Source organism: Pseudomonas sp. NPDC089428, assembly GCF_044749325.1.
Lineage (GTDB): Bacteria > Pseudomonadota > Gammaproteobacteria > Pseudomonadales > Pseudomonadaceae > Aquipseudomonas.
This window is the reverse complement of the sequence record NZ_JBIVHT010000018.1, coordinates 19026-41265: the sequence shown is the minus strand read 5'-3', so window position 1 is coordinate 41265 and position 22240 is coordinate 19026. Positions and strand designations below refer to the sequence as shown.

19 protein-coding genes are annotated in these 22240 nt (G+C 56.1%); 15 read left to right on the top strand and 4 right to left on the bottom strand.

Translation table 11 applies throughout. The features are described 5' to 3' along the window. Positions 1-68 precede the first annotated feature (68 nt). Entirely contained in the window at positions 69-1712 is a 1644-nt protein-coding gene (locus ACIPZ5_RS23945) for an acetolactate synthase large subunit (RefSeq protein ID WP_400810954.1), read from the bottom strand. A 168-nt stretch (positions 1713-1880) separates the two neighbouring features. Next, positions 1881-2474, bottom strand: a complete 594-nt coding sequence (locus ACIPZ5_RS23940) for a TetR/AcrR family transcriptional regulator (protein WP_400810952.1) — start codon at positions 2472-2474, stop codon at positions 1881-1883. 98 nt (positions 2475-2572) lie between these two features. Between ACIPZ5_RS23940 and ACIPZ5_RS23935 the strand changes: the two genes are divergently transcribed. From ACIPZ5_RS23935 to ACIPZ5_RS23895, 9 genes are all read left to right on the top strand, one after another. Then, positions 2573-3322 (top strand): SDR family NAD(P)-dependent oxidoreductase, encoded by a 750-nt coding sequence (locus ACIPZ5_RS23935; protein WP_400810950.1) that lies wholly within the window; start codon positions 2573-2575, stop codon positions 3320-3322. Next, positions 3315-4070 (top strand): SDR family oxidoreductase, encoded by a 756-nt coding sequence (locus tag ACIPZ5_RS23930; RefSeq protein ID WP_400810948.1) that lies wholly within the window; start codon positions 3315-3317, stop codon positions 4068-4070. Before ACIPZ5_RS23935 ends, ACIPZ5_RS23930 begins: the two co-directional genes overlap by 8 nt. Positions 4071-4301: 231 nt before the next feature. Next, positions 4302-6383, top strand: coding sequence for a hydantoinase/oxoprolinase family protein (locus tag ACIPZ5_RS23925; RefSeq protein ID WP_400810946.1), 2082 nt, complete (start codon positions 4302-4304; stop codon positions 6381-6383). Between the two features lie 24 nt (positions 6384-6407). Further along, complete coding sequence (locus ACIPZ5_RS23920) at positions 6408-8072, top strand: hydantoinase B/oxoprolinase family protein (RefSeq protein WP_400810944.1); 1665 nt, start codon at positions 6408-6410, stop codon at positions 8070-8072. A gap of 3 nt (positions 8073-8075) precedes the next feature. Then, the gene (locus ACIPZ5_RS23915) at positions 8076-9278 is read left to right on the top strand and encodes a pyridoxal phosphate-dependent aminotransferase (protein WP_400810942.1); all 1203 of its coding nucleotides are present in this window, start codon (positions 8076-8078) and stop codon (positions 9276-9278) included. Positions 9279-9302: 24 nt separating this feature from the next. Then, positions 9303-10115 carry an NAD-dependent epimerase/dehydratase family protein gene (locus ACIPZ5_RS23910; RefSeq protein ID WP_400810940.1) on the top strand — a complete coding sequence of 271 codons (813 nt, stop codon included), beginning with the start codon at positions 9303-9305 and terminating at the stop codon, positions 10113-10115. A gap of 27 nt (positions 10116-10142) precedes the next feature. Beyond that, positions 10143-11339, top strand: a complete 1197-nt coding sequence (locus tag ACIPZ5_RS23905; protein ID WP_400810938.1) for an NAD(P)/FAD-dependent oxidoreductase — start codon at positions 10143-10145, stop codon at positions 11337-11339. A 25-nt stretch (positions 11340-11364) separates the two neighbouring features. Continuing rightward, positions 11365-13050, top strand: coding sequence for a thiamine pyrophosphate-binding protein (locus ACIPZ5_RS23900; protein ID WP_400810936.1), 1686 nt, complete (start codon positions 11365-11367; stop codon positions 13048-13050). Positions 13051-13117: 67 nt separating this feature from the next. After that, entirely contained in the window at positions 13118-14566 is a 1449-nt protein-coding gene (locus ACIPZ5_RS23895) for an NAD-dependent succinate-semialdehyde dehydrogenase (RefSeq protein ID WP_400810934.1), read from the top strand. 95 nt (positions 14567-14661) lie between these two features. Here the strand turns inward: ACIPZ5_RS23895 and ACIPZ5_RS23890 are convergent, their stop codons facing one another. Beyond that, on the bottom strand, positions 14662-15387 hold the full coding sequence (locus ACIPZ5_RS23890; RefSeq protein WP_400810932.1) for a FadR/GntR family transcriptional regulator: 726 nt from the start codon (positions 15385-15387) through the stop codon (positions 14662-14664). A 290-nt stretch (positions 15388-15677) separates the two neighbouring features. Next, positions 15678-16397 carry a FadR/GntR family transcriptional regulator gene (locus ACIPZ5_RS23885; protein ID WP_400810930.1) on the bottom strand — a complete coding sequence of 240 codons (720 nt, stop codon included), beginning with the start codon at positions 16395-16397 and terminating at the stop codon, positions 15678-15680. A 354-nt stretch (positions 16398-16751) separates the two neighbouring features. Between ACIPZ5_RS23885 and ACIPZ5_RS23880 the strand changes: the two genes are divergently transcribed. From ACIPZ5_RS23880 to ACIPZ5_RS23855, 6 genes are all read left to right on the top strand, one after another. Next, positions 16752-17906 (top strand): branched-chain amino acid ABC transporter substrate-binding protein, encoded by a 1155-nt coding sequence (locus ACIPZ5_RS23880; protein ID WP_400810928.1) that lies wholly within the window; start codon positions 16752-16754, stop codon positions 17904-17906. A gap of 129 nt (positions 17907-18035) precedes the next feature. Beyond that, positions 18036-18974 (top strand): branched-chain amino acid ABC transporter permease, encoded by a 939-nt coding sequence (locus ACIPZ5_RS23875; protein ID WP_400810926.1) that lies wholly within the window; start codon positions 18036-18038, stop codon positions 18972-18974. A gap of 14 nt (positions 18975-18988) precedes the next feature. Continuing rightward, the gene (locus ACIPZ5_RS23870) at positions 18989-20236 is read left to right on the top strand and encodes an ABC transporter ATP-binding protein (RefSeq protein ID WP_400810924.1); all 1248 of its coding nucleotides are present in this window, start codon (positions 18989-18991) and stop codon (positions 20234-20236) included. Next, entirely contained in the window at positions 20233-21006 is a 774-nt protein-coding gene (locus tag ACIPZ5_RS23865) for an ABC transporter ATP-binding protein (RefSeq protein ID WP_400810922.1), read from the top strand. The genes ACIPZ5_RS23870 and ACIPZ5_RS23865 overlap by 4 nt, the downstream gene beginning before the upstream one ends. Next, positions 21003-21719 (top strand): ABC transporter ATP-binding protein, encoded by a 717-nt coding sequence (locus ACIPZ5_RS23860; RefSeq protein ID WP_400810920.1) that lies wholly within the window; start codon positions 21003-21005, stop codon positions 21717-21719. Before ACIPZ5_RS23865 ends, ACIPZ5_RS23860 begins: the two co-directional genes overlap by 4 nt. A gap of 69 nt (positions 21720-21788) precedes the next feature. Further along, positions 21789-22136: a RidA family protein gene (locus ACIPZ5_RS23855; protein ID WP_400810918.1), complete on the top strand. Its 348-nt coding sequence runs from the start codon at positions 21789-21791 to the stop codon at positions 22134-22136. Positions 22137-22240: the final 104 nt, after the last annotated feature.

The window sequence follows — 22240 nt, the reverse complement described above, 5'->3', positions numbered from 1 at the left end:
AATGATTGCCGACTCTCGAATGGGGGCCGCCGTCCCGCGAGGGTTACCTGCCGTCGGCGGCCGCCCCGTTAGATTGCCAAAGCTCGTTCCCGAAGTTCAGTGTTCAATATGCGATCGTTTTCGCTGTAATCGACCGGGCAGTCGATCACATGCACACCTGGGTTAGAGATGCAGTGATCCAGTAACGGCAACAAGGCGTCAGCGCATTCCACGCGGTGCCCTTGTGCGCCGTAGGCTTCGGCGTATTTGACGAAGTCCGGGTTGCCGTAGTCCAGGCCAAAATCGGTGAAGCCCATGTTGGCCTGCTTCCAGCGGATCATCCCGTAGCCGTCGTCACGCAGGATCACCACAGTGATGTGCATGCCCAGACGAACTGCAGTTTCCAGCTCCTGGCTGTTCATCATGAAGCCGCCGTCGCCACATACCGAGATCACCGGACGGTCCGGGTACACCAGGTGTGCGGCCATTGCCGATGGCAGGCCGGCGCCCATGGTGGCTAGGGCGTTGTCGAGCAGCACGGTGTTCGGCCTGTGCGCTTTGTAATTACGGGCGAACCAAATCTTGTAGATGCCGTTGTCCAGGGCAACGATGCCTTCGGATGGCAGCACGCGACGGATGTCGGCGACCAGGCGCTGGGGGTAGACCGGGAAGCGGTTGTCGTCGGCGCCTTCGGCGATCTGCATTTCGTTGGCTTCACGGATCGCCATCAGGCGGGTGAAGTCCCAGTGCGCGGTGTCGTTCAACGCTTCACTGATCTGCCACACGGCGTTGGCGATGTCCCCGATCACTTCCACCTGTGGGAAGTACACGGCGTCGACTTCGGCGGAGCGGAAGCTGATGTGGATGACTTCGGTGCCACCACGGACCATGAAGAATGGCGGCTTCTCGATCACGTCATGGCCGATGTTGATGATCAGGTCGGCGGCTTCGATGGCACGGTGAACGAAGTCACCGGACGACAGCGCAGCGTTGCCCAAGAACCGCGGGTGACGCTCGTCGACCACGCCTTTACCCATCTGGGTGGTGATGAACGGAATGCCAGTCTTGTCGATCAGCTGCTTGAGGACCTTGGCGGTCATCTTGCGGTTGGCGCCGGCGCCGATTACCAGAATGGGGTTACGAGCATTCAGTAATTTTTCGACGGCAGCGGCAATGGCCTTATGTTCAGCCAGAGGTCGGCGAGTGTGACTCGGTGGGATCGGCAGCGACTCAGTTTGCTCGGCGGCGATGTCTTCTGGCAGCTCCAGGTGCACAGCGCCCGGCTTTTCATCTTCAGCCAGGCGGAATGCTTCGCGCATACGGGCCGGGATGTTGTCGGCCGAGGCGAACTGGTGAGTGTACTTGGTGATGGGGTCCATCATGCCGCACACGTCAATGATCTGGAAGCGGCCCTGCTTGGACTTCTTGATCGGCTTCTGGCCGGTAATCATCATCATCGGCATGCCGCCCAGGTAGGCGTATGCACTGGCGGTTACTAGGTTGGTCGCGCCAGGGCCCAGGGTCGACAGGCTGACGCCGGTCTTGCCGGTCAGCCGGCCATAGGTGGCAGCCATGAAGCCCGCAGACTGCTCGTGGCGGGTCAGTACCAGCTTAATTTTCGACTTGCGCAGGGATTCCAGCAGGTCGAGGTTTTCCTCGCCAGGAATGCCGAACACATACTCGACACCTTCGTTTTCCAGGCATTGCACGACGACATCAGCGGCCTTGGCCATTTGGGCTGTTACCTTAGTTGTACTTAGTAAAAGCAGGCAGGTATCGCCCGCAGGTTCACGGCTTGCGTGTGAGGTGAAGCCACCCGATTCGACCCAGCATGGTCTGTCATGCCTGCTCAAAACCCCGGTAGCAGCGCCGCACCACTCAATCATTTGAGCGTCGGCAACCTAGGCTGCCTCGACATTCATCGTTGCAATAATTCCGTATGCGAAACGCTTCAGGACGGGGCTTGTCTGGCTGCCGCTAATGTCGGTGTTGAGCCACTGAGCCTGGTTGAACAGCATGCCAATGACAGCGTCTGCAGCCATCGAAAGCGTGATATGCGGCAGGTGGGATGTTCTGATGAGGTCCTTGATGATGTCCGACAGCAACTGAATGTATTCGGCTTTTAGGGCATTGAAATCTTCGGCTTGCGCTTCGGTTAGGTTGATCTGCTCACGAGCAAGCAGGACTGCTCTGCTATTTGCGCTCTGCTTGAAAGCCAGGAAGGTATCAATGAAGCAGTTCAGCCGTTCATTTGCCTGCGCTTTCCGGCGGAGGTTCTGCCGTGTGTAGAACAGCAGTTCACTGATGGCGTCCTCCATAAGCTCATAAAGGAGGGCCTGCTTACTTTCGATGTGGTGATAAAGAGATCCAGCTTTTATGCCAACGTGATCTGCCAAATCCCGCAATCCGATTGCTTGATAGCCGTAAGCTGCAAAGAGCTCGCAAGCACCCTCTAAGATGCGGTCGCGGGCGTTTTTCACGTCGGGAGCTGTCATGACCGAGGCCCTTTTTGTACGTCGCTATTGGCGGGTTGGTTGACTAAATGTAAGACAACAGGCATCTTACAGTAAAGCTTTTATCGGAGGAGCTTGGCATGAACGATCAAACCGTGGTGATTGTGGGTGGCGCGTCGGGTCTGGGCCTTGAAACGGCTCGATTGATGGTTAAGCGGGGAGCGAGCAAGATCGGTCTGATCGACCGCAACGAGCAGCTTCTCGTGCAGGCTGCTGAGGAGCTGCGTGGTCAGGGCGCTGAGGTGGCGACTGCTATTGGCGACATCGCAAGACAGGAAACTGCCCACGCTGCGTTCCAGCAGATCGTGAACGCGCTTGGCCGTGTGCATTGCCTGGTGAACAGCGCCGCCATTTACCCTCGTAAGGACATCCTGGAGATTACGGATGAGGAGTGGGATCTGGAGAACGCAGTCAACATCAAGGGCACTTACCACATGATGGTGGCTGCGGTGCGTCACATGCAGCAGTACGTCGCGGCCCCGGCAGTGACTGGCCGTATCGTCAATGTCACCTCGGTGGATGCCTTCAAAGCTCACCCGCAGAATGCCCACTACGCAGCAACCAAGGCTGCAGTTGTGAGCCTCACCAAGTCGTTCGCACAGGCGTGTGCAAAGGATCAGATTCTCGTCAACTCGGTCGCTCCGGCAGGCTTCGCGACTGAACGTGCTAAACAACTTGGCTTCTTGGGTGAACTTGCCGCAGCTAATCCGCTGGGCCGTGCGGCTGAACCGGCTGAGATTGCTGAATGGATCGTGATGATGGGCAGCAGCCGTAACAGCTATGCAACCGGCGAAAACGTAATCGTCAGCGGGGGCTACATCTATGCCTAATACAGCATTGCCCGCAGGCTACCGACGCGCGCTAGTCACTGGTGCTACTAGTGGTATCGGTAAGGCAATCGTGTTGGCCTTGCGCGATGCAGGCTTGGAAGTCATCGCAGTAGGCCGGAGTCGCGAAGCACTAGCGGAGCTGGCTAGCGAATCAGGGGTCACCACTCTTGAGGCTGACGTTCGCGATGTAGCCGCGTTTAAGGCTGCCCTGGAAGGGCAGTCCATTGATGTCTTGGTCAATAACGCCGGCATTCTTTCTACGCGGGCGTCCTTCCAGGAAATCGAAGAGACTGAAATCGACAACATGCTCGATATCAATCTCAAGGCGCCGCTTTACCTCGCGCGGCAAGTCCTTCCTGGGATGGTGGAGCGACACACCGGTCATCTCTTCTTCATCGGCTCCAGCGCTGGGCGAGCTCCACATCCAGGGGCTGCGGTATACGGCGCTTCCAAAGCAGGCGTCAGCTTGTTCTGCGATGCGTTGCGTTGCGATCTCTTGGGAACAGGTGTTCGTGTTACAGAGATTGCGCCGGGCCGGGTCCAGACGCAGCTGTATCGCACGGCAATGGGCATGCAAGCAGCCGGGAGCGAGCTTTACGACGGCTATGAGTCAATTCAGCCGCAGGATATCGCTGAGCTGCTGCTCGCCGCCTTGCGCATGCCAGCTGCCGTTGATGTATCCCGTCTTGAAGTCTTCCCAACCGCGCAAGCTGTTGGTGGGGCAAGGATGGTCAAGACACTTGGCTAACGCCGTGTCATGAAGCGAGGCGGGTAATACGCGAGGCCACCCTTTGCAAGAAAACGGTCGGAGCTTTCCGGTCTTCTTGGGAGGGTGGCCTTTATTTTAGGTCTGATCATTTTTTTATGACCATTTGACCTCAAATCTCGGCGTCGAACCCCTTGACCACCTGTAAGACAACATATAACTTACATTGAAGCCGGCCATTTAGTGGGCGGATACAACTACAAAGCAGGGGATATGACGATGACTGCGACATCATGCCGGGTCGGCGTGGACATTGGCGGCACCTTTACCGATATCGCGCTGGATGTGGACGGCGTGCTCCATTCGACCAAGATCCTGACCGACTACGAGTTGCCTGAGCGAGCGATCCTGACCGGCGTCAAGCAGGTCGTAGAAGCCGCGGGCCTCGCCCTCTCGGACATCCACCAGCTGATCCATGGTACGACCCTGGCCACCAATGCCCTGATCGAGCGCCGCGGTGCACGCACTGCCTTCATCACCACTGAAGGTTTCCGCGATACGCTGGAAATGCGCACCGAGAACCGCTTCGAGCAGTACGACATCAACATCGCCCTGCCGCCACCGCTTATTCCTCGTGAAGACCGTTTCACCCTGCGCGAGCGCTTGGGTGTGAAGGGCAACGTTCTTATTGCACCTGCCAAGGCTGAAATTGAGGCTTTGGTTGAAGAAATCGCTCAGGGTGACTACGAAAGTGTCGCGATCGGGTTCATCCACAGTTATGTAAACGGTGCACACGAGCGTCAGTTGCGCGACGCGCTGCAGGCGCGCTTGCCTCAGCTGTCTATTTCGATTTCCAGCGAAGTTTCGCCACAGATGCGCGAGTTCGAGCGCTTCAATACTGTGTGCGCAAACGCGTACGTCAAGCCATTGATTAAGTCCTACCTGGACCGTCTGGTTGTCACGCTCAAGAAAGAAGGCGCGGACTGCCCGGTGTTTATGATCCACTCCGGCGGCGGCATCATTTCGGTTGAAAGTGCTGCTGAATTCCCGGTTCGTCTGGTCGAGTCGGGGCCAGCTGGCGGCGCTATCTTCGCTGCGGATATCGCGCGCCGTTACAAGCTCGACTCGGTTGTTTCCTTCGACATGGGTGGTACGACTGCCAAGATCTGTTTGATCGAAAACCAGGTACCGAAAACCGCAAAAACCTTCGAAGTGGCACGGACCTACCGTTTCAAGAAGGGTAGCGGCATGCCGATTTCCATCCCAGTCGTGGAGATGGTCGAGATTGGCGCCGGTGGTGGTTCTATCGCTAGCATCGACAGTATGCGCCAGATCCGCGTAGGCCCTCACAGTGCTGCGTCCGAACCTGGTCCAGCCTGTTACAACCGAGGCGGCCTTGAGCCGACCATCACCGACGCCAACCTGCTGCTGGGTCGACTGGACGCTGACAACTTCGCTGGCGGGGCTCTGCGCCTGTCCACCGAGCAAGGTTCAGCAGCCATGGGGCGGGTGATCGGTAACCCGCTGGGCATGGACCCAGACACTGCAGCCTTTGGTGTCTGCGAGGTAGTTGACGAAAACATGGCTAACGCGGGTCGCGTCCATGCAGTCGAGAGCGGAAAAGATATCGCCGATTACACCATGATCACCTTTGGCGGCGGCGGCCCACTGCATGCGGCGCGCCTATGTGAAAAGATGGGTGTATCTCGTTTCGTGGTGCCAGCCGGTGCAGGCGTCGGTTCTGCAATTGGCTTCCTGCGCGCGCCGTTCGGTTACGAAGCCGTTCGAAGCTCTTTTGTTCGTCTTTCGGAGTTTGATGCAGCCGCAGTCAACAATCTGATCGAAGAAATGAAAGCTGAGTCCATGGGCTTCCTGCGCCAAGGTATGCCAGAAGGCGAGGCTGAAATGGATTGCACTGCGTTCATGCGTTACGTCGGCCAAGGTTGGGAAATCCCTGTTGGTTTGCCGTTCAAAGCGTTCACTGCAGCTGACACTGTCCAGTTCAAGGCTCTCTTTGAAGAAGCCTACACCCGCTTCTTCGGTCGCCCAATCGAAGGACCAGACATTGAAATTGTCAGCTGGTCGGTCAAAGCGAGCTCGCCGCTTCCTCCTGTGAAACACATCGACGAAGTCGCAGCCGCGTATCGTGCTCAAGAAGTCTCTCGCCGCAAAGTATTCGACGTCGCTGCTGGTGGCTTTGTAGAAGCAGGCATCCACCCGCGCGAAGAGCTGCAGATCGGTGCGCGCGTCGATGGCCCGGCCATTATTGTCGAGCGCGAGACCTCCACTTTCGTCACTTCGAACTTCACCGCCACGGTCCAGCCCGACGGCTGCCTCCTGGTTGTTCGTCGCTAACGCCCCACATCGGAAGAAAGAACCATGAGCGAAACCATGATCGACATTCAAATGCAGGTGATGTGGAACCGGCTGGTCTCGGTGGTCGAAGAGCAGGCCCTGACGCTGATCCGTACTGCCTTCTCCACTAGCGTTCGCGAGGCAGGTGACCTGTCCGCTGGTGTATTCGACCGTGCAGGCAACATGCTGGCCCAAGCTGTGACCGGTACGCCTGGTCACGTGAATACCATGGCCGAGGCGGTGGTGCACTTCATCAACGATATCGGCGCAGACAATATCTTTGAAGGCGACGTTTACGTGACCAACGACCCGTGGAAGGGCACTGGTCACTTGCATGACATCACCATCGTTTCGCCTTCGTTCTACAAGGGAAAACTGATCGGCTACTTCGCCAGTACCGCCCACGTCGTGGATATCGGCGGCCGCGGTTTTGGCCCTGATGCGCGCGAAGTGTATGAAGAAGGTCTGATGATCCCTGTGCTCAAGCTCTTTGAGCGCGGCCAGGTGAATCGCGATTTCATCAACATCCTGCGTAACAACGTGCGGGAAAACGATCGCGTCGTCGGCGACTTTTATGCCCTGTCGGCTTGTAACGAGACTGGTCACAAGCGTCTGTTGGACATGCTGGAGGAGTTCCAACTGGACGATCTGGAGCACATCGGTGGCTTCATCCTGGAGCACAGCCGTCGCGCTACTCTGGAGTGTTTCAAGTCGCTTCCGCACGGTACTTTCACCAATAGCATGACCCTGGATGGGTACGATGTGCCGGTGACCCTGGCCGTGACCCTCACTGTGGGCCCTGACGGCATTACCACCGACTTCACCGGTACCTCCGGCATGAGTCAGTTCGGTATCAACGTTCCGCTGGGTTATGCCAAGGCTTATGCCTGCTACGGCTTGAAGTGCATCGTTGCCCCCGAAATTCCAAACAACTCTGCCTCGCTGGCACCTTTCGAAGTCACCGCACCGGAAGGCTGCATCCTGAATGCTAAGCATCCAGCGCCAGTGTCCGTGCGTCATGTCCTGGGCCACTTCGTTCCAGACCTGGTCCTCGGAGCATTGCACAAATGCTTGCCAGGTAAGGTACCAGCTGAAGGCGCCAGTGCCCTGTGGAACCTGCACCTGAGCGTACGTCCGCTGGAGAGCAATCCGAACGGTCGCAACGCAGAAATGTTGATGTTCAACAGCGGTGGTATGGGCGCTCGCTCGGCAATGGATGGTTTGAGCGCGACCGCTTTCCCGAGCGGTGTGCATACCATGCCCGTGGAAGCTACCGAACATGCGGGGCCGGTCGTCGTCTGGCGAAAAGAGCTGCGTGAAGGCTCGGGTGGTGCAGGTGAGCTGCGTGGTGGTCTGGGTCAGGAGATTGAAGTTTCCGCTGCTGAGGGTTACAGCTTCCGCTTCAGCGCCATGTTCGACCGTATCCAGCATGCTGCTCGCGGTCTGGAGGGTGGTAAGTCAGGCGCACAGGGCTTTGTCGGTCTGGATGACGGCACTGTACTGCGAGGTAAAGGCCAGCAGTTTGTACCGGCCGATCGCCGCCTGGTCTTGAGCCTCCCTGGTGGTGGTGGCTATGGCGACCCGTTGAAGCGCGATCGTGATCAAGTAGCGCGCGATGTTCGCTTCGGTTACATCAGCGCCCAACAGGCGCGTGAAGACTACGGCTTCGAAGCCGCTCAGGAGCGATGAGCCATGGAAATCCAAAGCAGCCGCGTTCGCGCGGTCAAAAGTTCGCCGAGCATGGCTGTGTCGGTCCTGGCTAAGCAGATGCTCGCCAAGGGCGAACCGGTGATCAACTTGAGCCTGGGTGAGCCTGACTTCAATGTGCCGGCCCACGTCATTGAAGCCGCTCACCAAGCCATGCTGGCTGGTAACAATCACTACACCGCTCCCAATGGCCTTGAAGAGTTGCGCCAAGCCATTGTGGACAAGTTTGAACGGGAAAATGGCCTCACGTACGGGTTGGACGAAATTTGCGTGGGCAACGGTGCCAAGCAGCTTCTGTTCAATGCCTTCCTGGCCACGTTGGAGCCTGGTGATGAAGTGATTACACCAGCGCCGTATTGGGTCTCCTACACCGATATGGCCATGCTAAATGGCGGGGTACCCAAGGTTATTCCTTGCGGAGCAGAGTATGGCTTCAAGCTCGATCCTGAGCGCCTGGAGGCAGCCATCACCCCACGCACTCGTTGGCTGATGCTGAACTCGCCCAACAATCCCTGTGGCGCTATTTACACCCGAGAGGAGTTCGCTGCGCTCGGTGCTGTGCTCGAACGCCACCCACATGTACTAGTGATCTCAGATGAGATCTACGAACACATTGTCCTGGGTGACAAGCCGTTTGTTTCCTTCGTAGTCGCATGCCCGCAACTGCGCGAGCGGACGTTGCTGATCAACGGTGTGTCAAAAGCTTATGCCATGACTGGCTATCGCCTGGGATATGCCGCGGGTTCGAAAGAACTGATCGTGGCCATGAACAAGACCCAGTCGCAGACCACAACCTGCCCATCGGTGATTTCACAATTGGCCGCAGCTGCAGCGCTTAATGGACCCCAGGACTTCGTTCGTGCAGCAAATCGTGAGTACCAGGCTCGTGGGGCACTGGTCGTGCGAGGCCTTGCGGAAATCGAGGGCTTGGCTCTGCAGATGCCAGAAGGGGCGTTTTATGCCTTCCCAAATGTTGCTGCGTTCATTGGTAAGCGCACCCCTGATGGTCAGGTCATTTCGAACGATGCGGATCTCTCAGCCTATCTGTTGAGAGTGGGCAAGGTTGCGACCGTACCTGGATCCGCTTTCGGGCTGGAGCCATATGTACGTCTTTCCTTCGCCACCTCCCAGCAGGAGCTGGAGCAGGCCCTGGGTCAGCTGCGCGAAGCTTTCGCTGCGCTGGTCTGAAAACTGAATGATTTGAGGTAGAACATGAGCAAGCCGTTCAAACGATTGCTGATCACTGGCGCCGCTGGGCGCCTGGGCAGCGTCCTACGCAAACATCTCGCTGCCTTCGCCGATGAGCTGCGTCTGACTGACATCGCCGACATGGGCCAGGCTGCTTCGCATGAAGAATTGATCCGTTGCGATCTTGGAAATTTCGATGATGTTTTGCCTCTGACTGAAGGCGTGGACGCCATTGTCCATGCCGGCGGTGTGCCAGTTGAGAACACTTTCGACGCAATCCTCAACGGCAATATCGTCGGGACCTACAACATTTACGAAGCTGCGCGACGTAACGGTGTGAAGCGAGTGGTTTACACCAGCTCGAACCATGCGATTGGCTTCTACGACCGTACTGAGACCATTGATGCCAGCGTTCCTCACCGGCCTGACAGTCTCTACGGTCTCAGTAAATGCTTCGCAGAGGATCTTGGCCGCTACTACTGGGACAAATTTGGAATCGAGTCGGTGAACCTGCGAATTGGTTCCTCGTTCCCCGAGCCTCTCGATCGTCGAATGCTTGCCACCTGGCTGTCGTTCAATGATTTTGCCCAGCTGACCGAGCGCTCTTTGCTGGCTCCACGCGTGCGCCACATGGTGGTCTACGGCATGTCGAAGAATCGCGAGTCCTTGTGGGACAACCGCATGGCCTCCTCGATTGGCTATGAACCTAAAGACAGCGCCGACGACTATCGCGAGAAAGTCTTTGCGGAGCATCCGCCCCTGGATCCTAACGAACCCTCGGCCAGGTATCACGGCGGTAGCTTCGCCGGGGCCGGGCATTTCGAAGACCCAAAGTAACCTCCACATCACAAGAGAGCTTATTCCATGGCTTCCACAGCAAAACAGCAGAACTACGATGTGGTGATCGTTGGCGGCGCGGTCAACGGTAGTTCCACCGCCTATTTTCTGGCCAACAACCCAGACTTCAAGGGTTCGGTACTGGTGATTGAGCGTGACTGGACCTACAACAAGTCGGCGACTGCGCTTTCGAGCAGCTCGATTCGTCAGCAGTTTTCCAATCCGATCAATATTGAAATTTCCAAGTTCGGTGCTGAATTCGTTCGCAACTTCCCTGACGTGATGGAAGTGGACGGAGATCGTCCTAACTTGGCCTTCCATGAAAATGGTTACCTGTTCTTGGGCGACAACCGTGGCTATGAGGTGCTGCAGCGCCTGCACGATACCCAGGTCTCCCACGGTGCCGACGTCCACCTTCTGGACCCAGAACACCTGAAGCGCAAATTCCCTTGGGTAAATACCGACGGTTTGGCGGGTGCGAGTTATGGCCAAACCGGTGAAGGCTGGTTCGATAGCTTGGGCATGCTCAATGGCTTCCGTCGTAAAGCTCGCTCGATGGGTATCGAGTACATTGAAAACGAGGTCGCTAGCATTCAGCGCGAAGGTGATCGCATTACCGGCGTACAGCTCGCCAGCGGTGAGCGAATCGGTTGTGGTTTGCTGGTCAATTGCGCCGGAACTCGCGGGACCAAGGTTGCCCGTATGGCCGGCCTGGATATTCCGGTCGAGCCACGTCGCCGCTCGTTGTTTGTCTTCGATTGCCGCACGCCGCTCGAAGGTACGGTACCACTGACGATCGATCCGACTGGCGTCTTCTTCCGCCCGGAGGGCAAGTTCTACCTTGGTGGCACCTATCCGAAGAACGATCCAGAGGTGGATTTCGAAGATTTTGAAGTCCTGCACGACGAGTTCGACGAAGAGGTTTGGCCAATCCTGGCCGAGCGCGTGCCTGCCTTTGAAGGCATCAAAGTCGTCAACTACTGGGCTGGGCATTACGACTTCTGTGTGCTGGACCACAACGCCATTGTGGGGCCGCATAACGAAGTAAGTAACTTCCTGTTCTGCAACGGTTTCAGCGGCCATGGGCTGCAGCAAGCCCCCGCAATTGGCCGCGGCCTGTCCGAGCTGATCACCTACGGCGGTTATCGCTCGCTGGACCTCAGTGCGCTGTCCTATCAGCGCGTGATCGATAACAAGCCATTCCTGGAAGACTCGGTCATTTGACCCCAGGCCTGAGGAGAACAACACAATGAATAATCCATCCAAAGGCAAGCGCAGTGGCGGTCAGGTTTTGGTCGATGCACTGCGAGTTAACGGCGTAGACCGAGCGTTCTGCGTACCGGGTGAAAGCTATCTCGATGTGCTGAATGCCCTTCACGACGTGAAAGACGAGATTCAATTAATCGTCTGCCGCCAAGAAGGTGGGGCGTCCTACATGGCCGAGGCTTACGGCAAACTCACTGGTAAGCCTGGCATCTGCATGGTCACCCGCGGGCCCGGGGCAACCAACGCTTCGGTTGGCGTGCATACCGCTTTCCAAGATTCAACGCCGATGATCCTCTTCATCGGCCAGGTTGCCCGGGATCAAATCGAGCGCGAAGCTTTCCAGGAAGTGGACTACCGCCGCATGTTCGGCCAGATGGCCAAATGGGTTGTCCAGATCGACGACGCTGCTCGAATTCCTGAACTGGTAAACCAGGCGTTCCAGCGTGCAATCAGTGGCCGGCCAGGTCCGGTAGTCGTAGCACTGCCGGAAGATATGTTGACCGATTTGGTGGATGTGCCCGATGCACGACCAGCAAAGCGTGTCGAAGCCGCTCCTGCTCCGGGTCAAATGAGCGAGCTGCAAACTTTGCTGGCGAAGGCAAAGAAGCCACTGGTAATTGCCGGCGGTGGTGCTTGGAATGATGACGCCGTCGCTGACCTACAGCGATTCGTGCAAAAGCAGAACTTGCCATTGGCTGCTTCGTTCCGCTGCCAGGATCTGTTCGACAATACAGATCCGCACTATGCAGGGGATATGGGATTGGCTGCCGGGCCAGTGCTCGTCGATGCGGTGAAGCAGTCTGATCTGCTGATCGTGATCGGTGCGCGTTTAGGCGAAATGACCACTGGTGGATATGCGCTGGTGGACATTCCGGTTCCTCAGCAAACCCTGATCCATGTACACCCAAGCGCTGAAGAAATCGGACGCGTTTATCAGCCTACTCTGGGTATTAACGCAGGTCCTGCTAGCTTCCTCAGTCAAGCTGCCGACTTGCCGCCGGTACAACCTGCTGCATTCACCGACTGGGTCAGCAGCTTGAATCGTGGGTATCGCGGTAACTTCGAAACACCTCGTTCGCCGGGCGATGTGCAGATGAGCGAGGTGATTTCGTGGTTGAACAAGTCTTTGCCGATCGACAGCATTCTGACCTGCGGTGCGGGTAACTACACCGGATGGGTGCACCGTGGCTATCAGCACCAGACATTCCGGACGCTGCTGGGCCCAACCAACGGTTCCATGGGCTATGGCGTCCCGGCGGCTGTCGCGGCGAAGCTGACATATCCTCGACGTACCGTCGTAGCCTTCGCCGGCGATGGGTGCTTCCTGATGAATGGTCAGGAGCTGGCAACTGCTGCGCACTATGACGCACGCCTGATTGTGATCGTTGTGAACAACGGGATGTACGGCACCATTCGGATGCACCAGGAGCGTAGCTACCCAGGCCGCGTGTCCGGGACCGAATTGCATAACCCTGACTTCGCAGCATTGGCTCGTGCGTTCGGCCTGCATGGCGAGACGGTCACCCGAACTGAGGACTTCGCCGCTGCGTTTGAGCGCTGCCAGGAGTCGGGTAAACCAGCGCTGATTGAAGTGCAGGTCGATCCCGAAGCTCTGACCCCTCGGATGACGCTCAGCCAAATCCGCGAAAAGGCTCTGGCCTCCAAGTAAGGTTCACCTCAAGTGGGGCGCGGTGCAGGCCCCACTTTTTTTTATTTCTTCGAACGAGCTAATCGACATGAAACTTGCCGATTCTGGTTTGCTGCGTGAAGTTTGCTACATCAACGGTGATTGGGTGCCGGCAGACAGCGGCCAGCGAATCAACGTAATTAACCCCGCCACTGGCGAGACGTTGGGAACCATCCCTCGAATGGGCGCTGCTGAGACGCGTCGTGCCATAGAGGGCGCCGAAAGGGCGCTGCCTGCGTGGCGTGCGCTGACCGCTAAAGAGCGGGCCACTCGCTTGCAAGCTTGGTTCCACGAAATCATGAACCATCAGGAAGACCTCGCTCAGATCATGACCGCTGAGCAGGGAAAGCCGCTAGCCGAGTCTCGTGGTGAGATCGCTTTCGCTGCGGCTTACGTTGAGTTCTATGCCGAGGAGGGGAAGCGGATTTATGGAGACGTTATCCCTTCTCCAAGCGGAGATCGTCGACTGCTCGTGACCAAGGAGCCTATCGGTGTATGTGCAGCGATCACGCCATGGAATTTCCCGGCCGCGATGATCACTCGCAAAGCTGCGCCTGCGTTAGCAGCCGGATGCACCCTGGTGCTCAAACCTGCATCACAAACTCCTTTCAGTGCTCTGGCACTGTGTGTGCTGGCTGAGCGCGCAGGTATCCCGGCAGGTGTGCTGAGTGTGGTCACGGGTGACTCGGCAGCCATTGGTGGCGAGATTACAGCCAGCCCTATCGTGCGAAAGCTGTCCTTCACCGGCTCTACGCCAATCGGTATCCAACTGCTGCAGCAATCCGCAGCGACGGTGAAGAAGGTGACAATGGAACTGGGCGGTAACGCTCCTTTTATTGTCTTCGATGACGCCGATCTGGAGAAAGCGGTAGAAGGAGCGTTGATCGCGAAATTCAGGAACAGCGGCCAAACATGTGTGTGCGCCAACCGCTTCTACATTCAGGATGGAATTTATGATCGCTTCGTTGAGCGCTTCGCTGAGCGTGTCAACGAGTTGGTAGTCGGGAAGGGCGACCAGCCTGGCACTCAGGTGGGGCCAATGATTGATGGCCGCGCAGCGACAGGTGTAGAGCAGATGGTTGCAGAGGCTGTTGAGGCAGGCGCTCGCGTTGTTACCGGTGGACGCCGTCACGCGCTGGGCGAGGCTTTCTTCGAACCAACCTTGTTAGCCGATGTGCATCCGCAGATGCGTGTAGCTCGGGAAGAGATCTTCGGGCCGGTCGCACCAATCTTCCGCTTCACCACGGAGGAAGAAGTAATTGTTGAGGCCAACAATACGGAATTCGGCCTGGCATGCTACCTCTACGCCAGAGACGTCGGCCGTATTTGGCGAGTCTCGGAAGCGCTCGAATATGGCATGGTCGGGGTGAACGTCGGGGTGGTGGCAACCGAGGTTGCTCCATTCGGAGGGGTGAAGTCCTCCGGGCTCGGACGTGAAGGCTCTCGTTACGGGATTGAGGACTATCTCGAGATCAAGTACGTCTGTCTCGGGCTTTAACTGTCCCACTTCAGATTCAAACCGATTGCTGCGCCAGATTGGCTACGCGTCGGTTTGGACTGAAGTGTCTAGAGGCATACACCATGGCGGAGCGATTAATTGCTTTCCGCCAACAGCCGTTGATAGCGAGAAAGACTTTCCTCAAGGTGCTTGCGCAGTGCATTTCGTGCGCCTGTCACGTCACCCATGGTGATAGCCGATAAGATGGCACCGTGCTCTCGTCCAATTTTTTTGATGTGCGCCAGACGATTTTTTCCGCCAACCTGGCTGTGCTTGAGATTCAGATCCAGGATGATATCCGGGCCTAGTGCTTCAAGCAGCTGAGCGAAGTGAGGGTTGTTGGTTGCCTTGGCGATAGCGAGGTGAAATTCAAAGTCAGCCTTCGCTTCTTCTTCGAGATTTGAGCCATCCAGAGCGTTGAAGCGATCGAACGCTTCAGTAATCATCGCCAGGCTTGCAGGGGTTCGTCGTTCGGCTGCGCGGGCTACAGATTCAGTCTCGATGCCGAGGCGCAATTCCAGTACGTGCGCAGCAGCGCGAACATCATCGACGATGCTGCTGATGGCGAACCCAATTCTTTTTACGTCCTGCTCTACAACGAAAACACCAACGCCTTGTCGAGCTATGAGCCGGCCGCCTAAGCGCAATGACGCCACGGCTTCGCGGATGACGGGGCGACTGACGTTAAATTCTTTGCAAAGGGCTTGCTCGGACGGAAGCTTCTCTCCTGGGCCATAAATGCCAGAGTCGATGCGATTCGACAGCTCGCGGATAACGGATTCTGCGAGGTTACCCCTCCGAGTGTTGATTACTGCATCCATTGTTGGGTCTCCACAAAAGCTAGGGTGTCACGGTCAATAATCTACGGCATGATATTATGCTTGTATGTTATCAAATAACTGACCAATCGGGTGGATTTTAGGATAGCCCCGCCCATCCGCAACCAAGGCCTCTAATACGCAGGTTGCAGCGGCACTGCTCCTGTGAATTCTCAAAAGACTGCCAAACGGTCAGTGTACCCGGTGACGTCTTGCACTTCTGATCACGCCATGATGGCTTAGTCAAGCCAGCGGAATCTACGTTGACTGCTACCTCGCCTAGCAGGTCCGGGCTAGCTGTCCAGCATTGCCTGGTACCGGGAAAGACTTTCATCAAGGTGCTTGCGTACTGCTGCCCGCGCCCCAGCTACGTCGCCCAGGCTGATCGCCGACAGGATTGCCCCATGCTCACGAGCGATTTTACGGGTGTGCGCTTGCCTGTTGCTGCCTCGGACTTGTCGATGCTTGAGGTGCAGGTCCAAGATGATCTCGGGACCTAATGCTTCGAGTAGCTCGGTGAAATGGGGGTTGTTAGTCGCTCGGGCAATAGCTAAATGAAACTGGAAGTCGGCTTCGGCTTCCTCCTGGAGTGAAACATCTTCTAGGGCGTTGAAGCGATCATACGCTTCCGTAATCAATGCCAAGCTGGCTGGGCTGCGTCGTTCGGCAGCGCGGGCTACTGATTCACTCTCGACACCAAGACGTAGCTCAAGAATCTGTGCTGCGGCTCTCACATCGTCGACGACGCCGTCGATAGCGAAGCCAATTTTTTTTATGTCCTGCCCAACAACAAATACTCCGACACCCTGGCGGGCAAGCAGGCGTCCTCCTAGCCTCAGTGACGCCACGGCCTCTCTTACCACTGGCCGGCTGACACTGAACTCTCTGCATAGCTCTTGTTCCGACGGAAGTTTGTCACCTGGCCCCCATGTGCCGTTGTCGATCCGGTGAGTGAGCTCTTGAATTACCGTCTCGGCCAGATTTGCTCGTCGTGATCCCAAAGTCTCACTCATATCGATTTCTCCTCCTTCTGCAGATTTGATCACCAAAATTTCTTTTTTCTTCGACAACGGCTTTCAGAGTCGCCAACGGATGAGCTCGATCGCGCATGTTTGAAGGGTTTGTCAGCATTTTGGTGATTCCTGCTCCCGTTTTTCTGCGCCGTTGGTGTTTCACCCGACGGCCCCCGGTCGTGCCCTCATCATAGCCCTATTGACAGTTAGCTGCTGACTGTTATCTTACAAGTGCATTGTCGTTTCCGCCAATGCATGTGGTGAGCGATGGCGAGGGCTCGTATTGCTTTCTGGCTCCTCACCCGCTTGCTCAGTGTCCCGACGTTGATACGACTACTACTGGGAGCACCAGAAATGAAGAAAAACAACAAAGAACGTGGGCTGACCGCGCTCGCGTCTGCGATTACCTTGATCATGAGTATGGGAACGACGCAGGCGGCAGAAAGCCAAGTCGTGAAAATCGGATTCGCCGGCCCTCTGACCGGTCCATCGGCGCACCAGGGACAGGACGTCGAGCACGGGATCCAAATTGCTATCGAGGAGGCCAACCAGCAGCACCTGAAAATTGGCGACAAAGAAGCAGAGTTCAAGCTGGTTTCCGAAGACGATGTTGCAGATCCTCGTACTGGCACCGCAGTAGCCCAGAGGCTGGTGGACTCTAAGGTTGCCGTAGTCATTGGTCACTACAACTCAGGGACCAGTATTCCCGCTTCGAAGATCTATGGCGCTGCTGGCATTCCGCAAATCTCGCCTTCGGCCACAAACCCAGCTCTGACGCAGCAAGGGATCCCCTCGGTATTCCGCGTGGTCAACGACGATGCAACGCTCGGCCGATATGCGGGTAATTACCTGGTCAGCAAGCTGGAAGCCAAGCGTATCGCAATTTTTGACGACCGCACCGCTTACGGGCAGGGGCTGGCGGATGAGGTTACCAAGGCAGTGAAAGCTGCGGGTGGCAACGTAGTGGTCCGCGAATACACGAACGACAAATCGACAGACTTCAACGCCATTCTTACGACTGCCAAAGCTCAAAAGGCTGACGCAGTGTTCTTCGCAGCGCTCGATTATCAAGCAGCGCCGATGGCGAAGCAGATGAAAAATCTGGGCTTGAAAGCACGCTTCATGAACATCGGCAACCTTCCAAATGACTCCTTCAAGCAGATGGCTGGTAGCGCAGCTGAAGGTGTTTACGCCTGGAACTACGGTACGCCTCTGTTAGAGATGCCAAAAGGCGCCGCCTTCGAGCAGAAGCTCAAGGATAAGTTTGGCGTTGGTGTGGTCCAGTCCTCGCCAGCAGCCTATGACGCTACCTGGGCGGCGATTAACGCCATGGTGAAAGCGGGATCTGCAGATCCTAAGGTTTATCTGCCGGTGCTCAAGACCGAAACCTATGAAGGCGTAACTGGAAACATCGCTTTTGATGAGAAGGGCAATCTGAAAAACCCAGCAGCCACCGTCTTCCAGTTCGAAGGTGGCGCATGGAAAACGCTGGCTGTTCAACGGGATTGAACGACGTAAAGCCCTCGGATAATTAGCAGGCGAGCCTGCAAAAAAACAAAAAGACTTTATCCATCTGCCAGTCCCGACAACACAGCTAACGCCTGTGTTGTCGTCAACGCAGTTTCGAGGATTCAGCTCGTGGACGGTAATTTCGATATTCTGTTGCAACAGGTGCTCAACGGTCTTGTGCTGGGCAGCATTTATGCTCTTGTAGCGCTGGGCTACACCATGGTTTACGGCATCATCGGCTTGATCAACTTCGCCCATGGCGAAGTCGTCATGGTCGGTGCAATGGTGACCATCTCCGTTCTCACGATGCTTGCCGGCGCAGGATTTGCCCCCGGTATCGTAACCCTTCTGATTGCCATCATGGCTGCCGCAGTGGTCTGCATGCTGTTGGCGCAAGGCATGGAAAAATACGCCTACCGACCGTTGCGCAAAGCGCCTCGACTGACCCCTTTGATTCTGGCGATTGGTATCTCCATCGCTTTGCAGAATCTGGCGATGATGATCTGGGGGCGGGGTTATAAAACCTTCCCTGAGGTCGTGGAAACGCAGCCGGTTAATGTCTTCGGCGCAACTATGACCAATGTCCAGCTAGCCATCATGCTCATTGCTGTTGTGATCATGTTCGGCCTCTGGCTTTTGGTTGATAAGACCCGCTTGGGTAAGGCCATGCGCGCAACTGCACAGAACCAGGAAGTTGCAGGGCTCATGGGCATCAACATCAACAGGGTCATCTCTGCGACCTTTTTGATCGGTGCCAGTCTGGGCGCCATTGCGGGCGTGATGCGCGCGATCAACTACGGACAAGCCGATGCGTACATGGGACTGCTGCTTGGTCTCAAGGCGTTCTCAGCGGCTGTGCTCGGTGGTATCGGCAACCTATTTGGTGCTATGGCAGGTGGCCTGCTGCTGGGTCTCATCGAATCGCTAGCGGCAGGCTATACCGGTCAACTCACCGGAGGATTTTTGGGGGCCAACTATCAAGACATCTTTGCGTTCGCAGTCCTGATTTTGGTGCTGCTGTTCCGGCCCAACGGTCTGCTTGGTGAACGCCAGGCTGATCGGGCATAAGAGGGCAACTCACCATGAAAAGTCCTAAAGCTCAGTATCTGTTGCTCATTCTTGCGTTCGTAGCTCTGCCTTTCATCGTCGATGCGATACCGGTGTTGGGCCCTACCTGGGTTCGTATTCTTGGTTTCGCGATGCTCTACGTTTTGCTTGCACTGGGCCTCAACATCGTTATCGGGTACGCCGGTCTTCTGGACATGGGATACATCGGCTTCTATGCAATCGGAGCCTATTTGTACGCCCTGCTGGCTTCGCCCCACCTGAATATGGTTGGCATCACGGCGGGGATCCTGGACTGGCCCCTTTGGGTCATCATTCCGGTCGCAGCAGTGGTTGCCGCGGTATGTGGGGTGCTCATCGGAGCGCCTGTGCTGAAACTTCGGGGCGACTATCTCGCCATTGTGACGCTTGGCTTCGGCGAGATTATTCGGATCTTCATGAATAACCTCGACCAGCCAGTGAATCTCACAAATGGTCCTCAGGGCATCAGCAACATTGCCCCTTTGCACATTGATGGGGGACCCTGGATCCACGCAGCGGGAGAAGGAAAAGCGCCTCTGCTTTCCCTGCAACAGAACTGGAGCCTGTTTGGACTCGATGTCTCTCCGGTGATCAGCTACTACCTGTTCTTCCTTTTCATCGTGGTTCTCTGCATCGTCTTGTCCAAGCGATTGGAAGTGTCACGTATCGGTCGCGCTTGGATGGCGCTGCGCGAGGACGAGGTCGCTGCAGAGGCTATGGGGCTCAATAAGCGAAACCTCAAGCTACTGGCCTTCGCGATGGGTGCCACGTTCGGTGGGGTTTCGGGTGTGCTGTTCTCCAGCTATCAGGGATTCGTTAGTCCGGAATCGTTCACACTCATGGAGTCAATTATGGTTCTCGCCATGGTTGTTCTGGGCGGTATGGGCTCGATCAGAGGCGTCGTGCTTGGGGCGCTCATTCTTTCGGTTATGCCTGAGCTGTTCCGCGATCTGGTGAACTGGGTCCAGCCTTGGGTAATGGATAACGTCACCTTCATCAGTCGCGATATTTTGCGCAATGTCCTCGATGCCTCAACTCTGCGGATGCTTGTGTTCGGCTTCGCTCTCATCTTGGTCATGCGCTTTAGACCTGAAGGGTTGTGGCCATCCGATCGTCGTCGTGCCGAGCTTCAGGAAGGTGATCCTGAGCTTGAAACCCCAACTGCAGCCTTGAGTACCGTTGTCCACGCACCGGCTACGCAAGCGTCTTTTGAACATACGGCTAAAGAGGCGAACAAGGCATGAGCGACGTCCTTCTGGAGCTTCATCAGGTCAGCAAATTTTTCGGCGGCCTGCAAGCACTGCACGGTATCGATCTCAATATCCGTAGGGGCGAAATCCGCGGCTTGCTCGGCCCCAACGGGGCAGGCAAGACCACGCTTTTCAACGTACTGACTGGGCTTTATCAAGCCGAGCAGGGCAGGGTAGTTTTCGACGGTAAACCGTTGCGGATTAGCAAACCTCATAAAGTGGTGGAAGCTGGGATATCACGAACCTTCCAGAACATTCGTCTCTTTCACAACATGACCGCGCTCGAGAACGTGATGATCGGCCGACACGTTCGTACCCATAGTGGCGTTTTCGGGGCGATCCTGCGGACACCGGCATGCGTGAGGGAAGAGCGTGAAATTCGGCAAGCCGCCAGGCATTGGCTGAACTATGTGGGTATCGCTCATCTTTCTGGCGAATTGGCAAAGAATCTCTCTTATGGCGATCAGCGTCGCTTGGAGATTGCCCGCGCACTGGCTACTGAGCCCAAGCTGATCGCCTTGGATGAGCCTGCTGCGGGCATGAATGCTTCGGAGACAGAGGGCTTACGCCAACTCATGTGCAAGATGCAGGCTGACGGCAAAACGGTGTTGTTGATTGAGCACGATGTGAAACTTGTGATGGGGCTGTGCGATCAAGTAACCGTTTTGGAATTTGGACGCAAAATCGCTGATGGACTCCCTGCTGATGTGCAGAAGGATCCGAGAGTCATTGAGGCTTACCTGGGTTCGGAGGCCGTAGCATGAAAAGCATACTGCAAGTGAATGATCTCAAGGTTTCCTACGGGGCTATTCAGGCCATCAAAGGCATTGATCTCCAGGTCACTGAAGGCGAGATGGTCGCTCTCATTGGTGCGAACGGGGCGGGCAAAACCACCACCCTTAAAACATTGGCTGGTCTCCTGAAACCCAGCGCAGGTCAGATCACCTTTGCTGGCAAAACACACGCAACCATCAAGAGTCACGATTTGATCCGGGAAGGGTTAGCACTCGTGCCTGAGGGGAGAGGAATTTTCCCCAAGCTGACTGTGCACGAAAACCTCGAAATGGGCGCTTTTTCGCGCACAGATGGCAAAGATGCTGTCAACGCAGATATCGAACGTATGTATGCAATTTTCCCTCGTTTGAAAGAGCGCGCTCATCAACTCGCGGGGACGATGTCCGGTGGTGAGCAGCAAATGCTCGCTATCTCACGAGCTCTGATGGGGCGACCGAAACTCTTGCTGCTTGATGAGCCATCGATGGGCTTGGCACCGATCATCGTGCAGAAGATTTTCGAAACGATTCGCGACGTAGTGAAAGGCGGAGTGACGTTGCTTCTGGTGGAGCAGAACGCGCGACTAGCGCTGCAGACGTGTGATCGTGCCTACGTGATTGACTCAGGGCGCATTGCCTTGACCGGAGCTTGCCAAGATTTGCTGCATGACAAACAGGTGCAGAAAGCTTACCTCGGTGAGTGAAGCGAATATTCAGCAGCGACAATAATTGTAAGCGTGATTTGAATAAAAAGCCTGAACGGGGATGTTGTTTTGAGCGATATAGAACGTTACGAGTTTGATACCCGCGTCCATCACGTCGTCAAGCATAACGGCTTAGTGTATTTGACTGGGCAAGTGGGAACTCCTGGCCAATCAGCGGCTGAGCAGACTCGCGAAGTACTTAACAAAATTGACAGGCTTCTGGAGATTGCCGGTTCCGATAAGACGAAGATCCTTAACGCCGTCCTCTGGTTGGATGATCTTAGAGATTTTGATGAGGTCAATAAAGTTTGGGATGCTTGGGTTGTGAAAGAACAAGCGCCAGCACGTTCGAGCGGCCAGGTCAGAATGGCCAAGCCCGGGATGCTGGTGGAAATCATCATCACTGCAGCTGTTTGAGTCTAGCGCTACCAGTCAGTGAAATCTCGATTCTATGGCTTGACTGAGCTTAGAAAAATAATGACAAAACTCGCCACAGCACCGCTGTGGCGCAGTTGATCGAA

Bases quoted from the DNA above. Each gene is read 5' to 3' on its own strand.
- ACIPZ5_RS23940 (WP_400810952.1), bottom strand. From the start codon at position 2,474: ATGACAGCTCCCGACGTGAAAAACGCCCGCGACCGCATCTTAGAGGGT.
- ACIPZ5_RS23905 (WP_400810938.1), top strand. From the start codon at position 10,143: ATGGCTTCCACAGCAAAACAGCAGAACTACGATGTGGTGATCGTTGGC.
- ACIPZ5_RS23880 (WP_400810928.1), top strand. From the start codon at position 16,752: ATGAAGAAAAACAACAAAGAACGTGGGCTGACCGCGCTCGCGTCTGCG.
- ACIPZ5_RS23920 (WP_400810944.1), top strand. From the start codon at position 6,408: ATGAGCGAAACCATGATCGACATTCAAATGCAGGTGATGTGGAACCGG.
- ACIPZ5_RS23890 (WP_400810932.1), bottom strand. From the start codon at position 15,387: ATGGATGCAGTAATCAACACTCGGAGGGGTAACCTCGCAGAATCCGTT.
- ACIPZ5_RS23860 (WP_400810920.1), top strand. From the start codon at position 21,003: ATGAAAAGCATACTGCAAGTGAATGATCTCAAGGTTTCCTACGGGGCT.
- ACIPZ5_RS23925 (WP_400810946.1), top strand. From the start codon at position 4,302: ATGACGATGACTGCGACATCATGCCGGGTCGGCGTGGACATTGGCGGC.
- ACIPZ5_RS23945 (WP_400810954.1), bottom strand. From the start codon at position 1,712: ATGGCCAAGGCCGCTGATGTCGTCGTGCAATGCCTGGAAAACGAAGGT.
- ACIPZ5_RS23935 (WP_400810950.1), top strand. From the start codon at position 2,573: ATGAACGATCAAACCGTGGTGATTGTGGGTGGCGCGTCGGGTCTGGGC.
- ACIPZ5_RS23900 (WP_400810936.1), top strand. From the start codon at position 11,365: ATGAATAATCCATCCAAAGGCAAGCGCAGTGGCGGTCAGGTTTTGGTC.
- ACIPZ5_RS23895 (WP_400810934.1), top strand. From the start codon at position 13,118: ATGAAACTTGCCGATTCTGGTTTGCTGCGTGAAGTTTGCTACATCAAC.
- ACIPZ5_RS23865 (WP_400810922.1), top strand. From the start codon at position 20,233: ATGAGCGACGTCCTTCTGGAGCTTCATCAGGTCAGCAAATTTTTCGGC.
- ACIPZ5_RS23870 (WP_400810924.1), top strand. From the start codon at position 18,989: ATGAAAAGTCCTAAAGCTCAGTATCTGTTGCTCATTCTTGCGTTCGTA.
- ACIPZ5_RS23930 (WP_400810948.1), top strand. From the start codon at position 3,315: ATGCCTAATACAGCATTGCCCGCAGGCTACCGACGCGCGCTAGTCACT.
- ACIPZ5_RS23915 (WP_400810942.1), top strand. From the start codon at position 8,076: ATGGAAATCCAAAGCAGCCGCGTTCGCGCGGTCAAAAGTTCGCCGAGC.
- ACIPZ5_RS23910 (WP_400810940.1), top strand. From the start codon at position 9,303: ATGAGCAAGCCGTTCAAACGATTGCTGATCACTGGCGCCGCTGGGCGC.
- ACIPZ5_RS23885 (WP_400810930.1), bottom strand. From the start codon at position 16,397: ATGAGTGAGACTTTGGGATCACGACGAGCAAATCTGGCCGAGACGGTA.